The 14614-nt window shown below is 48.5% G+C and carries 13 protein-coding genes; 3 read left to right on the plus strand and 10 right to left on the minus strand.

Annotated elements, in window-relative coordinates:
• Nucleotides 1-81 precede the first annotated feature (81 nt).
• The 3 genes from BLT51_RS01885 to rfbB are packed head-to-tail and all read left to right on the plus strand — an operon-like array spanning nt 82 to nt 3268.
• The gene (locus BLT51_RS01885) at nt 82-1017 is read left to right on the plus strand and encodes an ABC transporter permease (RefSeq protein ID WP_091279225.1); all 936 of its coding nucleotides are present in this window, start codon (nt 82-84) and stop codon (nt 1015-1017) included.
• Entirely contained in the window at nt 1017-2249 is a 1233-nt protein-coding gene (locus tag BLT51_RS01890) for an ABC transporter ATP-binding protein (RefSeq protein WP_091279228.1), read from the plus strand. Before BLT51_RS01885 ends, BLT51_RS01890 begins: the two co-directional genes overlap by 1 nt.
• 26 nt (nt 2250-2275) lie before the next feature.
• On the plus strand, nt 2276-3268 hold the full coding sequence (gene rfbB, locus BLT51_RS01895; protein ID WP_091279230.1) for a dTDP-glucose 4,6-dehydratase: 993 nt from the start codon (nt 2276-2278) through the stop codon (nt 3266-3268).
• Nucleotides 3269-3354: 86 nt separating this feature from the next.
• Here the strand turns inward: rfbB and BLT51_RS01900 are convergent, their stop codons facing one another.
• The 10 genes from BLT51_RS01900 to BLT51_RS01945 form a co-directional block, all read right to left on the minus strand.
• Nucleotides 3355-4734, minus strand: coding sequence for an MFS transporter (locus BLT51_RS01900; RefSeq protein WP_091279232.1), 1380 nt, complete (start codon nt 4732-4734; stop codon nt 3355-3357).
• Between the two features lie 150 nt (nt 4735-4884).
• Nucleotides 4885-5628 (minus strand): glycerophosphodiester phosphodiesterase family protein, encoded by a 744-nt coding sequence (locus BLT51_RS01905; RefSeq protein ID WP_091279233.1) that lies wholly within the window; start codon nt 5626-5628, stop codon nt 4885-4887.
• Nucleotides 5629-5759: 131 nt separating this feature from the next.
• Nucleotides 5760-6641, minus strand: a complete 882-nt coding sequence (locus BLT51_RS01910; RefSeq protein ID WP_091279235.1) for a glycosyltransferase family 2 protein — start codon at nt 6639-6641, stop codon at nt 5760-5762.
• A gap of 7 nt (nt 6642-6648) precedes the next feature.
• Nucleotides 6649-7314: a copper homeostasis protein CutC gene (locus tag BLT51_RS01915; RefSeq protein ID WP_091279237.1), complete on the minus strand. Its 666-nt coding sequence runs from the start codon at nt 7312-7314 to the stop codon at nt 6649-6651.
• Nucleotides 7315-7462: 148 nt separating this feature from the next.
• Nucleotides 7463-8482 (minus strand): DUF3644 domain-containing protein, encoded by a 1020-nt coding sequence (locus BLT51_RS01920; protein WP_091279238.1) that lies wholly within the window; start codon nt 8480-8482, stop codon nt 7463-7465.
• Between the two features lie 97 nt (nt 8483-8579).
• Complete coding sequence (locus BLT51_RS01925; protein WP_091279240.1) at nt 8580-9851, minus strand: alpha-L-fucosidase; 1272 nt, start codon at nt 9849-9851, stop codon at nt 8580-8582.
• Nucleotides 9845-10735, minus strand: coding sequence for an ROK family protein (locus BLT51_RS01930; protein ID WP_091279243.1), 891 nt, complete (start codon nt 10733-10735; stop codon nt 9845-9847). The genes BLT51_RS01925 and BLT51_RS01930 overlap by 7 nt, the downstream gene beginning before the upstream one ends.
• Before the next feature lie 5 nt (nt 10736-10740).
• The gene (locus BLT51_RS01935; RefSeq protein ID WP_091279246.1) at nt 10741-12738 is read right to left on the minus strand and encodes an ABC transporter ATP-binding protein; all 1998 of its coding nucleotides are present in this window, start codon (nt 12736-12738) and stop codon (nt 10741-10743) included.
• 8 nt (nt 12739-12746) lie between these two features.
• The gene (locus BLT51_RS01940) at nt 12747-13610 is read right to left on the minus strand and encodes an ABC transporter permease (RefSeq protein ID WP_091279249.1); all 864 of its coding nucleotides are present in this window, start codon (nt 13608-13610) and stop codon (nt 12747-12749) included.
• Complete coding sequence (locus BLT51_RS01945) at nt 13610-14569, minus strand: ABC transporter permease (protein WP_091279252.1); 960 nt, start codon at nt 14567-14569, stop codon at nt 13610-13612. Before BLT51_RS01945 ends, BLT51_RS01940 begins: the two co-directional genes overlap by 1 nt.
• Nucleotides 14570-14614 lie beyond the last annotated feature (45 nt).

The raw sequence follows: 14614 nt of genomic DNA on the forward strand, positions 1-14614 counted from the left end.
ACTATGTCTATCTCACATGTCCACTATTTAGCCAGTCGAGCATTACTATAGATTTAGGAATACCGAAACGATTGGATATCAATGCAAGAACATAACGCCAACCGAAAACCGGGCTCTTCTGCTCAGCAAAGGTTTAAGCGCCTTGCCACTGAAGAAATGCACACAGTTTCGCCTGATTCTAGCTTCATTCATGGCTTAATCCCATCATGGCTCGATGTTTGGAACCATCGAAATCTCCTGATGCTTCTCATCCGTCGCGAACTTAAAGCAAAATATAAAGACTCTTTCCTTGGTTTCACCTGGACTTTAATCCGGCCACTAGTGCAGCTTTTCATTTACTATTTTGCAATCGGAAAAATTCTTGGCGCAGAACGCGGGATACCAGATTTTGGAATTTACGTCTTCGCAGGACTAACTGCTTGGGCATTGTTCAATGAAATTGTTGCAATGGGAACACAATCGATCGTTTCCAATGGTGGAATTATCAAAAAAGTTTATCTGCCACGAGAGATTTTTCCTCTAGCTAGCGCGGGAGCTGCCTTCGTAAACTTCTGTGCTCAAATGTTGGTATTGATCATCGGCGCACTTGTGATCCGTGGTATTTCTTTAACTTCTTTCATTCTTTATGTACCCCTAGCATCACTCGTTCTTTTCGTTTGGGGCGTCGCGCTAGCTTTATGGTTGTCTGCAGTTAACGTCAGTATGCGCGATACCCAATATTTAGTCGAAGTCGGTTTACTCATCGGAATGTGGTTAAGCCCGATAGTTTATTCTTATGAGATGGTAGCTAACGTTGCAAGTGAGACCATTGCACTCATTTATAGTTGGAACCCAATCACCATAGCCGTATCTGCTTTTCAAGCTGGAACATGGAAGGCAGGGATGGACAATGGTGCACAACTCCCTCCCGATTTGCTAACTCGAAACTTCACCGCCCTTGCCGTCGGTATTGTTTTATGCATTCTTGCTCAACGCTATTTTGCCCATGCACAACGTAATTTCGCTCAGGATCTATAATGACATTTAACGTAGCACCAGAACCTTTAGACGTTATTAAAGTAGATAGCGTCTCTAAAAAATTTGTTTTACGTAAAGATAAATCGCTTAAAGAACGCATCGTTAATGCTGGACGTAACCGTAAACACATCGAGCGCTACACCGCACTTGATGATGTTTCTTTCTCGGTACAAGCTGGCGAATCCCTCGGGCTAACTGGCGCCAATGGCTCCGGAAAGTCTACGCTACTCAAACTTATTGGTGGAATTATCTCTCCCGATTCAGGGAGTGTTAAGGTTCGCGGCCGCATTGCAGCTCTTCTTGAACTTGGGGCAGGATTCCATCCCGATCTTACTGGAATGGAAAACATCTTCCTTAATGCATCCATTATGGGCCTGAGCGAAGAAGAAATCGATGACCAGATAGATTCCATCATTGACTTTTCTGGAATTTCCGATTTTATCAATACCCAGGTGAAATTTTATTCTTCTGGAATGTATGTGCGACTTGCCTTCTCAGTTGCTGTCCATTCAAATCCAGACATTCTCTTAGTCGATGAAGTCCTTGCTGTGGGAGATGAACCTTTCCAGCGCAAATGTATGGAACGTATCCGACAGTTCCAAGAGGACGGCCGCTCCATTATTTTAGTTTCCCATTCGCCAGACCAAATTGTTGAAATGTGCGATCGCGCTCTAGTCCTTCAAAAAGGCAAGCTTATTACTATTGGCCCCACTCGTGAATCTATGAACATTCTTCACAAGTCATACGCGAAACAGATTCAGGCCGATCGAGCTAAAAATGCAAGCATCCCTCCCGAAGCTGAAGAATCACTCCACAATCTCAAAATTACCGATGTGCGAGCTAGTGGATTCACAACACTCCCTAGTGGCGTTGATTTGTTCCTTTCAGGCAATGACCTCACTATTTCAACAGATATTTCCACCCAAGTTCCGCTTCATGATTACACGCTAGAACTGAGTATAGAAGCCCTCGACGGCACAAAAATTTTCACAATGAATAGTGCCAACCTTGATCAAAAACTTCAGCCAGTTTCATCTACTGGAACTATCGATATTACTATCCCAAATTTCTATCTTGGCGAAGGTCAATTTGTTTTCAGCGTTCTCCTCAGCACTTCTTCAGGAATAACTCTGGCACATAAAAAGAACGCTTTAGTTCTTCAAGTAGGATCTGACGCAAAGACTTCTGGCTTGATCAAGGCCTTCCCCGAAATCACCGTTAAAGCTGACTAATTCGTTCACATAATTAAGGAGAAATAATGAAAGTACTCGTCACCGGCGGAGCCGGATTTATTGGTGCGAACTTCGTCCACCAAACCGTTGAGACCATGCCCGACACCGACGTCGTCGTCTTGGACAAACTCACCTACGCTGGTAATCCAGCTTCGATCGCTGGCCTCGACCGGGTAACACTTATCGAAGGCGATATTGCTGATCGGGACACTGTTGATCCACTCGTGAAGGATGCCGACGTCGTCGTCAACTTCGCTGCTGAATCACACAACGACAACTCTCTCAACGATCCGTCCCCGTTCATCCGCTCCAATATTGTGGGCACGTTCGAGCTCCTCGAAGCCGTTCGCCGTCACGGCACCCGGTTCCACCACATCTCCACTGACGAAGTCTATGGCGACCTTGAGATCGGCGAACCACGTCGTTTCCAGCCGGGTGACCCCTACGTGCCATCAAGTCCATACTCGTCATCAAAAGCTGCGTCAGATCACCTTGTACGCGCCTGGGTACGCTCCTTTGGGATCGAAGCAACGATCTCCAACTGCTCGAACAACTATGGCCCCTACCAGCACGTTGAAAAGTTCATTCCGCGTACCGTCACTAACCTGATGGACGGCATTCGGCCCCGCATTTACGGCACAGGCGAGCAGATCCGCGACTGGATCCACGTGCGCGACCACAACACCGCTGTCTGGGCCATTATTAACAAGGGTCGCCTCGGCGAAACCTACTTGATTGGTGCCGACGGCGAACTCAACAACCTCCAAGTCACCCAGATGATTCTGGAAGAATTCGGCCGACCAGCTGACGATTTCGATCACGTCAATGATCGCCCCGGACACGATCAGCGTTATGCTATCGATAATTCCAAGCTCGTTGAAGAAACCGGATGGCAGCCGTCGTTTAAGAACTTCGCTGACGGCCTGCACAACACCATCGAATGGTACAAGGCCAACGAAGCTTGGTGGCGTCCAGCAAAAGACGCCGTCGAAGCTAAGTACGCCAAGAACGGCCAGTAAAACTAACTAAATTAATAATCCGCATCTAGTAGGAACGGCAAACCCGATTCCCGCCAGATGCGGATTATTTTACGTCTGAGCGAAGACTAGTCTTCAACCTCAGCTGCAACAGCGAGGATTTCGTTGTCGCCAGCAATATCCAGCTTTCCAGCCTTCTCTAGGCGATTGTTAACAATCGCCAAAACGATCGCGCAGGCAGCACCGATCGCTGCTACCAATACCGTGATCCACAAGATCTGCTGGTAACCGACGTATGGATCCGCCTTGTGAGCTTCCACCAAACCTGCAGTCATTCGGTGTGCCCAGAGCACTGAGGCGAAAGCCGCAAATGAACCGACCGACATAGCCGAACCAGAAATATGTTCAGGCAGATGGAGCTCCGCGATCGGAGCAAGAATAACAGCCTTACCCATAAAGATTCCGATAGCCATGATCATCAGCAGAACCATAGCTAGCCACATCGATTGAGAACCAGCCGGCAACAACGACACGGTGAATGCGCCACCCGCAGTCACCGCCAAAGATACGCCCAGCATGACTGTCGAGGACTTAAAGACATAGTCCGCAACGATACCTGAAATAAGACCAGCAAACACACCAATAAGACCAGTATTGAAAATACCGAAAGCACCCGCAACAGCATCCGAAGCGTTGAATACCAGCTTGATGTATGGCGCCGACAGGTAGATGAGGTTGACGTACGTCCAGTACAGACACATAGCTGCCATGCCTGCCATCCACACGCGTGGCTTGAGCAATACGTTGATCAGACCCGCTAGCGCAGCGACATTCTTACCAGCCTTCTTATCGCTGATCTGAACACTCTTAGCAATTGCGTTCTTTGGTACGTAGCGAAGCAGAGCAATAATGATCGGGATGAGTAAAAGGGCATATCCGATTCCGAAGCCCTTCATAATGCTGACTGCGTTATCTGGATACAGTCCAATGAACACCAAGATAATTGCGTTCATAGCAAATTCGAGTGCGCGGCGAATGGTTTCAAGCAGACCCATTGCTAAACCACGACCCTTAATATCTTCGTCTTTTGCGATAAATACGACACCATTAACCACTGCTGGCCAGCCGATTGCATCCCAGATGCCCCAGCTAGCTGCAATAACAACCATAGCCTTAAATGGAATACCTGGTACCAAGTACAAAATAAGGAATGTGACAAGACGCCATCCAGCGAATGCAATCAGGATTGAACGAATAGTGAAACGATTGTTCACCCAGCCCGCTGGCACATAGAAGAACATCGCAATGCCGATCCAGCCGAATAAAATACCGAATTGGTCAATGCTAATTCCGAGCGACTCGGACAAAGGCAGAAGCAACGCGCCTTTAAACGCTTCGAACGAAACATATACCAGCTGGCCAGTCAGGACGATAGTCAAGAACGCACCGATTTTGCCTCGCTGTAGGAACTTAGGCAAACGTCCAGATGACGTTACGCTTTCTGTCATTATTTTTCACTTTCTGTGTTGGTAGTAGCACCGTTGCTACTAGCGTCAAGTTTTAAAAAATTTTCAGTCAATACAACCAGTCAGGAGCGGGAAGGTATACTGCCTTCCTGCTCCTGATAGGCGTTATAACGGTGAGATATAGGTGGATGGTTACTTCAAGAATTCATCTGCAATGTCGGTAAAGACTCCGGTCGCACCCCAGTTGAACAGTTCGTTTGCGCGGTCTTTTCCATTGACGGTCCAGACGTTTACGCCGTATCCAGCTTCCCGGAATTGGGAGATGAGCTCTGGGGTAAGCTTTGCATCCTCTGGATGGATGTAGGAGGCTCCTACGAGTTCCAAGATGGACTTCCAGTCTGGCCACAGGTTATCAACAACGAACAATGCACCGATCGGGATATCCGGGCGCATTTCATGTACGTGATGGAGAAGCAGGTGGTTGAACGACGAAATGATGATCTCACGCTCTGGATCGAGGCGGTCCAGTTCTGCTAGCGTATTCTCGATCATCTGAAGCGACATGGCCTTGCCTCGCTCATTAGACTTGAGCTCAATGTTGGCGTTCATGCCGGTTTCGTTCATCAAATCTACGAGTTGATGAAGCGTTGGCATTGGCTCGCCGGCATATTCAGACGAGAACCAGGAGCCAGCATCGATGCTCGGCAGATCCTTAGCAGTAAGATCGTAGAAATACCCTGATTTGTTGGTGGTGCGATCTAACAAGGTATCGTGCAGAATAATTGGTGTACCGTCTGCCATAATGTCGACGTCGGTTTCAAACCACTTGCAGCCACTTTCAGCCGCAAGACGGAACGCAGCAAGCGTGTTTTCCGGTGCACGATGGTTAAGACCACGATGTGCGATTACTTCGCGTTGTAACATTGTATGTTTCATAGCGCAATTATCCCCTTTGATATGAATACTTTTGAAGAATAACCCTTCAGTGCAAATAAATCTTAACTGTCGCTAAGTAATGAGAATTGTCAGCATTGACAACGTTGGCTTGTGCACAAAATTTCACATAACTATTCGTTATCACGCGTTTGCCACCACGCACGCATATCCAAGCCTAGTCCCAGCACACCTCGGAGTGGAGCAAACTTCATTCCCGGATATGCCCCAGCAAGATACTGTTTAGCAGATTCGTGGTGGGCACGTATCATTCGTGCCGGACGGGCTTTCCAGGAAGCGCCTTGTTCGTGGACGACGACGGCGGAGGGAACATACACGCTAGCATATCCGGCTTCGCCCGCACGCCTGCCCAAATCGACGTCTTCAAAGAACATGAAGAAACGCGGATCGAAACCGCCAATTTCACGCCAAACAGAGGCTCGGATAACTAGGCACGCCCCAGAGAGCCACCCGGTCACATGCTCTCCGGTTGTCGAGCCATGATATGCCTTCGTCCATGGATTATGTGGCCATATATGCGCGAAAACAGCATGCCCAATTCCGTTGCGAATACTTGGTAAAGCACGTGCCGAAGGGTAAACGTTTCCATTGCTTTCTAAAAGCTGCGGACCGAAAATTCCTGCTTGCGGCCAGCGTTGCCCAGCGGCAACCATCGCCGCTAATGCACCCGGTTTAAAAACCGTATCTGGATTAGCAACACAGACCCACGGTTCGGCTACGTCGTCGAGACCTAAATTTGCGGCTCGGCCATACCCGAGATTCTCTCCTGGGCGTAGCACGCGAACCTGCAACTGATCCCGATATTGTTCCGCGAGCGCATCAACCCGCTCAGTCTCGGTACCGTTATCCACAATCGTCAGCGAGACTCCAAGATCACCACTCACATCGTCTACCTGCCGGCCAGCTTCCAGAAGCGAGAAAACCATCGCATCCAATTCCGGCCCCGGATTGTAGGCGATCGTAACAACGTGAATTGCGGATTGTTTAACTGGCATAGGTCTATTATAAGACACCCGTCGCTACCGCCCAAGATTCGACTAGTCGCGGATCGATTGGATTCGCAAAACTACCGCCACGCACTGCAGAACCAACATGGAACTTATGGATACCTGCGTCTTTCAAAGCTGGGAGATGCTCGAGATGTAATCCACCACCGACCATCATAAGCTCCCGCGCCTGCGGATTCACCGCTTGTGCAAGCAGGTTATCCATACCAGCAGTAACTCCCGCTGCCGAGCCAGCAGTGAGCACACTTGTCACGTGAGACAGGCTCAGAATCTGATGCCAGCCAGCAGCATAATCTGCCACATTGTCTATCGCGCGATGAATCGTTAATTCACAACCAGGAACATCAGCGAGAACCTCCTGCAAGGTTTTTGTATCTAGTTGTCCGTCTCGAACCCAGCCAACAACAAGCGCTTCTACCCCAGCCTGCACAAGTTCTCGAGCAGTAGCAGCAAGCGTTTCTTTGCTCCCAGGCATGAAGCCAGCTTGATCGCGCACCATCGCACGAATAGGAATATCGGATACTTCGCGAATGTGCCGCACCTGTTCAACCGTTGCAGATAATCCGTCTTGGTCCATTGTGCCAACCAATTCGATTCGATCTGCTCCACCTTGAGCAGCCGCGAGCGCATCGTGCGCATTTAATGCGATAACCTCAAGCATCTTTCCTCGTATCCTTACTGATTATTATCTCACTTTAAAATACATTTTCCACTGTATTAACACTAGTTTTCTGTTATTATGTTCGTTATAAAAGGAATGATGCTTGTGAAGGGTTTAGCTGGGTCCCCGAATGGGGGTAAGTGTTTCATCACTGAGAATTCCCTTGCTCCTGGGGGTCGTTCCTTTTATTTTGCTTATTTACGAGTAAGTCTATAATTTTTGGGTTCTTCCGTATTTCTTCAACCACAAACTGAATAACTTGTTCAGAATAAATATATGCTGGTTCTTCACCTCGCGTTGCTCGATTAAACGCAAAACGTAAGTCGTTCTTCATGTCGTAGAAGTCAACAAATTGCTTAAAATGGAAACTGTTAAATCTATCTTGCGGTTTTCCTTTATAGAGAAATATGATGTCACTTTTTCGAATCCTTTTCGAAATAGCATGACACGCTTTGTTATACGTATAAATATACTTCTCTGATGGATTTATTAACTGCTTACCAATTGCCAAACCAGCTTCACTTTCCGAGTACAAGCGCACGGCCAAATCGGCTTTTTTAGGATTCTTCACGACAATAAGGTTTGTTTGATAAAAAGAAGCATAGCGCTCGTTCCCCTCACCAATATCTTGGGTAATACTGTTGTATTGAAGGAGTAGTTTTTCCGCTATTTCCGGAGAATACTTCGCTCGAACTTTATCCTCGTCTACAACAGTGCGATTAACCGATAAATTCAGATAATTCTCCGGCATAATGTCGCTCATACATCGCCCGTGCAGTTCTTCTATTTTTTCAGCATAGTTAGAAACACACGCTTGCAAAATCGGTCCATAAAAAATTTCATACTCCATAGTAATAAAGTGTGTGCTCGTGTTGCGAAGCTCAATAACTTTATCCATATTCTTGCGTAATGGATCGTTCTCATTCGTAAATATTTTCTTTAAGCAATCCGAAAGCGATAATGTCCTGCCTGTTCCCGAATAAAATAACGCCTTATTCCCAGACCGCTTACATATCTCAGCCTTGAGCATTAATTCCCACGCACTACATAAAAAGATCGCACATCCTTCTGCATGATATTTGATTGTGGGACGGTTATAGAGCTCTACTGCCAGCGTAAACAATTCTTGAGATTTATCTAAAAGCTCATTTTGAAGATCTAAGCACATGCGTTGCCCTTTTTCGCCATTATGCAATAAATATTACGTATAGTAACTATACGATAAAATTCGAGCTCAAGTTTTATCTCTACAATTAGGGAATATTTCAATCCACCAACTTCGCCACAACAATAGGCCACTGCATGCCATCACCACTCCCGAGTGGAATTATTTTTCGATCCCGTAGCTTTTCTGGTAACACTACCTCGCGGTCCGGCTCGTACAGTACATAGACCACGTCATCAGCTCCAGTTGAACAGGTGAAATAACAGCCGTCAAGTAATCCCGGACCCCACGGCCGCGTCCCGTAGATGCCCTCACCAAAAACACGTAACCATTGCCCCATATATTCCAGCGATTGCTGCTGAATATCAGGTACCGTTCCATCTGCCTTGGGCCCGATATTGATTAGTAAATTGCCGTTCTTTGCAACCACATCCACCAGATATCGCACCAAATCTGGGCCACTGAGCATTACAGATTCATCTTCATCTGCATTGTAGCCAAAAGACTTACCTAGTCCGCGCACAGCTTCCCATGGTCGATCCATCACCCCTAAAACATCACGATATTCACGGGTTAGTACACCTTGAGCTGGCACTCCCCATCGGTCATTTATTACCCCGTTTGGAACAGTCTGAAAATATTGCGTAAACAACGCAGATAAACCGTATAGTTCGGGTCCCTTTCCACCATCTGGCCAATCAATATCATTCCAAATATAGTCCGGATGGTAAATATCAATGAGTTCACGAAGTTGGGTGGCCGCGTATTGTGCAAACTCCGGATCGTTACGCCGGAATGCGAACAGCTCCTCATCAGAAGTAATCGGCCCGAAATTACTAGCGTGCCAATCTAGTGCACCGGAAAAATACAGTCCCAGCCGAAGCCCAGCCTGGCGTACCGCCTGTCCGCATTGACTAATAATATCGACGCCGGGACCTCGTTTAACAGTAGAAAAATCCGTCGTCTGTGTGTTCCACAAACACAGCCCATCGTGGTGTTTCGTAGTTGGAACAACATAACGCGCTCCGGCACGCACAGCTAGATTCACCATGTTTGCTACTGCATCGTCACGAATCTGCCAGATATCCACCAAATCTTCATAGGAACGTTGACCGTACCGCGCCCGATGAAGCAACGCTGTTGGTGATCCGGGAATACGTACTGTATTTCCGTACCATTCCGCATAGCGATGAAAAGCATATTCTTCAGCTGGGGAAAAATGTTCATCACTTGTAACCGCCCATGCCGGAATCGAATAGATTCCCCAATGGATCATCAGCCCAACTTTAGCGTCCCGATACCACTGAGGTACTGGCGTGGGCGGATACGATACGTCCTGACGGTTGCCCACACGTTCGTCGAAGTTCAGCACAACTCGGCTCCCTTCCGCGCTGCACCAATAAGAACAGCGTCTCCTCCAAGAATAGATTTATGGATAACTAGCCGCGTCCCCGAAACCAATGGGTTTTGTTCTATAACATCGGCAAAACCGACGGAGAGATACTCCCAATCACGAGTTACCCCGCCACCAACCACAACCGAATCTAGATCAAGAATAGTTGCGGTTTGGATAATCGCGAGCGCAACATATCGTCCGGCATTTACAAGGGTCTCGACGGCGATCTGGTCGCCTTGTTGTGCCGCCTGCGAGACTTCTCGAGCAGAAGTCACCTTGTTGCCAGTGGCTTGGGAGTATAACCGAGCAATTGAGCGACCCGACGACGTCGTCTCCACATGTCCACTACCACCGCAGGTACACGGAAGTGAACCAAAGCCAGGCATGTGTCCTATTTCAGCCGCGGCTCCCCGCGGACCGTGAAGGATCTTTCCATCGAGCATAATTGCTCCACCGACACCGGTACCTAACATGACTCCTAAACAGTCAGTTTCGCCAGCAACGGTCCCGCATAACGTCTCACCTAACAAGAATGCATTGACATCATTTTCTACACCTACCGGGATTTCTAACGCACATTGTACTTGCGCACGTAACGCAAACCCTGCCCAGTTGCGGAAAGAATCGGAGGCAGTAAGAATATTACCTTCGGCATCAATCACGCCTGCCGCCCCGATTCCTACAGATGTCGCCTGCGGCCAACGAGATGAGACAATCTGCTTCAGCTCCCGTACAACAGCAAAACCAGATTCACGGGCTGGACTCGGAATTTCGATCCGATCAAAAATCTGTCCATCGTCATTCACTTGGGCGACAGCCATGGTGGTTCCGCCAATATCCGCACCTATTTTTATAGTCATCGCACTCACCGCAACGGATAGTGGCAAGCAACTTGGTGGAAGCCATCAGTCAAGAGCGGTTCTGTGTCACATAATTCAGTAGCGAATGGACACCGATTCTTAAACCGGCAACCTTCCGGCGGATTAACTGCCGATGCCGGTTCGCCCGTCAAATGGACTATTTCTTTTGGTTTATGCGCTGGATCGGCAACTGGAATTGCTTCGATCAAAGCCTGAGTATAAGGATGTTTTGGCGAGCTCACAATGTCTGCAGCCGGCCCTATCTCCACGATTTTACCCAAGTACATCACCGCGATTCGGTCAGAAATATATTTCACTACTGACAAATCGTGAGAGATGAAAATGTAGGTAAGTGAATGCTCTTCTTGCAGTCGCCGCATCACATTCAGTACTTGGGCTTGAACCGATACGTCAAGAGCTGACACCGGCTCATCACAAACAATCAGCCGTGGCTCCATCATCAGCGAACGCGCTAAGCCAATACGTTGTAGCTGACCACCCGAAAACTCATGCGGATATTTCCACATGGCATCTTGTTCAATTCCAATCTTTCCTACCAAAGTATCGGCGCGCTCTTGTTGCTCAGCTGCGGAGCCCATTCGCTGTATTTTTAACGGCTCAGTCAAAATTTCATCCACCCGCATGCGTGGATCCATAGCAGCAAAGGAATCCTGGAACATCATCTGGACGTTGCGCCGGAGTTTCTTCAACTCACTGCGTGAAGCCTGCGCAATATCCCGACCATTAATCACAATGTGTCCCTCGCTGGCCGGCTCAAGAGCTGAAATAATCCGCCCTAAAGTTGACTTGCCACATCCTGATTCTCCCACGATTCCAAGAGTTTCCCCTTCGTGGACATCCAGAGAAACATGAGATACCGCATGGACAGATCCGATTCTTCGGCGGAACAATTTGCCACCCATTGCTGGGTAGAGCTTTGATACGTCTTTTACCGAACACATGATAGGTTGACTTGCGACATCACGCATTTTCCGTACTGACGTTGGACGCTCAAGTGGGGCACCCGCCGGATTCCAACACGAATGAGAATGTGTCATCCCGTTGACCGCTGTCATCACTAACTGCGGGGTTTCCGTATGGCATTTTTCAATGGTGCGAGGACACCGGGGCGCGAACGGGCACCCTACCAGCGTTTCCCTTAACGACGGCGGCATCCCAGGAATTGTGTATAGCTCTTGCCGAGTATCCTTTGTATTCTCCGGCAAAGCCGCCATCAATGACCGCGTGTATTGGTGTTGTGGATGGGCGAAAATTTCAGCCGTCGCACCAATCTCTACAACTTTACCGGCATACATCACTGCAACCCGGTCTGCACGTCCGGCGACTACTCCCAAATCGTGGGTTACCAAAATAACTGCGGTGTTGAATTCCTTCTTCAACGAATCCAACAAATCCAGTATCTGGCGTTGAATCGTTACGTCCAACGCCGTCGTCGGCTCGTCTGCGATCAACAACGCTGGCTGGCAAATCAATGCCATCGCGATCATCACACGCTGCCGCATACCTCCAGATAGCTGATGCGGATAATCGTTGACTATTGCTTCCGGACGTGGCATACCAACTTTGCGTAACACATCGATAGCAGCTTGCCGACCTTCAGCCTTCGATACTCCGCGATGCACCCGCAACGGTTCGGCAACTTGATCCCCGATCTTCATCGTCGGATTCAAACTGGTCAGCGGGTCCTGGAAAATCATGCCGATTTCCAGTCCCCGTACCCGGCGCGCATCCTTTTGCTCCAGTGCCGTCAGGACCCGACCTTTGAAGGTAATCTTGCCACTCGATACCTGCCCCATCTGCGGCAATAAGCCCATGATGGACAGCGCGGTCATCGTCTTGCCACAGCCCGATTCACCAACTATGCCTAGTGTCTCTCCCGGCATAACATCGAGGCTCACGCCGCGCAATGGAGTGACCTGCCCCTTGCGAAGCTTGATTGTCACATTGAGATCATCAATAGATAGCAATGGTTCTGTAGTCATGATTACTCCTAACGGGTCCGAAGCCGAACTTCGAACGCATCACGCAAACCGTCACCAACAAAATTGAAAGCCACAACCAGCAAAATGATCATGATTCCGGGCGGATACAACAACCACCAGTGCCCGTTGTAAACCTCGTTCATACCGGTGGACAGCATGCCTCCCCAGTTGGCTGCCGGCGGTGGAACTCCAAGCCCTAAGAATGATAAGTAAGCGACATATAAAATCGCGTCAGCAACCTGGAAAGTCGCATTAACAATGACCGTTCCAATAGCATTACGCACAATGTGGGTCCGCACAGCACGCATCGGAGAACCACCCATGCCTCGCATCGCCGTAATATATTCGCGAGATCGCAAAGCCAAGGATTCGCCACGAATTAAACGAGCCGGATTCAACCAGGCGAACGCACCAATTGTTAATACCAATAATGGAACATTAGGGGTGATGACAGACGCAATCAAAATAAAGAGGAACAATGCTGGAACTGCCATCATTGCATCCACGATTCGCATCATTGCTGAATCAACCCAGCCACCAACGAAGCCCGCAATTGCGCCCCAAATTGTGCCAATCGTCGTCGCCAAAATACCCGCAGCTAAACCGATAATAATCGACGTTTGGCCACCTTCCATTAACCGGCCTACCTGATCGAAACCAACTCCATCAGTTCCTAACGGATGCTCGCCAGAAATCGGTAAGTAAGCATCCGATAAAGATGAGTATTGCTGCTCAGTTACCCAGATATATGGGCCCACAAAAGAAAACAGCGTAAATGCGATAAGAATTGACAATCCTACAACGGCCAATCGATTCGAAACAAAGACCTCAGCTCCTTGTCGGAATAAGCTGTTGCGTTTCTTAACGCTCATCACGCATCACCTCCCCCATAGCGCACTCTCGGATCAGCCACTGCGTACATGATGTCTGCTAAGAGAGCACCAATCACAGTTGCTATCGAAATAATTGTGGTTACGGCCAACAAGATTGGATAGTCACGTCCCTGGGCCGCCTGCCAATACATCAATCCCATTCCCGGATAGTTAAAAAGTGACTCCACCACGAGCCCTCCAGAAAATAGTGCCGGAAGTGACATTCCAAGCAAAGTGATAACTGGGAATAAGGAGTTGCGCATCGCGTGTTTAATAACTACCCGGGATTCAGACAATCCTTTAGCTCGAGCAGTCCGGATATAGTTTTCTTCTAGATTGTCCACCATCGATGAACGAATATAACGTGTATAGGCCGCTAACGAAACAATCGCTAACGTGATCGACGGCAAAATCAGCCCTTGCCATTGGGACAGCATTTCAGAGACGGTAAATCCCTGAGGTGCTTCGGGTGGCAAAATTGGCCAGGTTTGCGAGAACAGCACAATCAAGAGCAGACCCATGAAAAACAGTGGAGTGGAGTACATCAGCAACGCGATAGCTGTGATGAGATAGTCCGGCCATTGGTTACGTTTCCAGGCCTGTAGCATTCCAAGCGGAATTGCAATCACCACCGCCAACGTTAAACCACAAAAGCTGAGAAGCATTGTTTTTGGTAGTCGCTGTGCGATAGCGTCGGACACATCCATATTCAAGGCAAACGAAGTACCCAATTCACCGTGGATCAGCTGGTTGAGGTACGTAAAGTACTGCTCGTAAAGCGGTCGGTCATATCCCATTTGATGCGCGTAAGCATCTAGCTGTTCCTGGGTGGCTTGCAGGCCCAAAGCTGAGCGAGCCGCTCCCCCGGGCAACATATGCAAAATCGTGAAGGTTATGATCGTCACGAGAACAACCACAACTAGCGATTGCATGAGTCTGCGCGTAATGTAGCGGACCATGTGTTCTCCTTTCACAAAAGAACCGGGTTGGCGGCGGCACACCGT

It is taken from the genome of Arcanobacterium phocae (assembly GCF_900105865.1).
In the GTDB taxonomy this organism is placed as follows: domain Bacteria; phylum Actinomycetota; class Actinomycetes; order Actinomycetales; family Actinomycetaceae; genus Arcanobacterium; species Arcanobacterium phocae.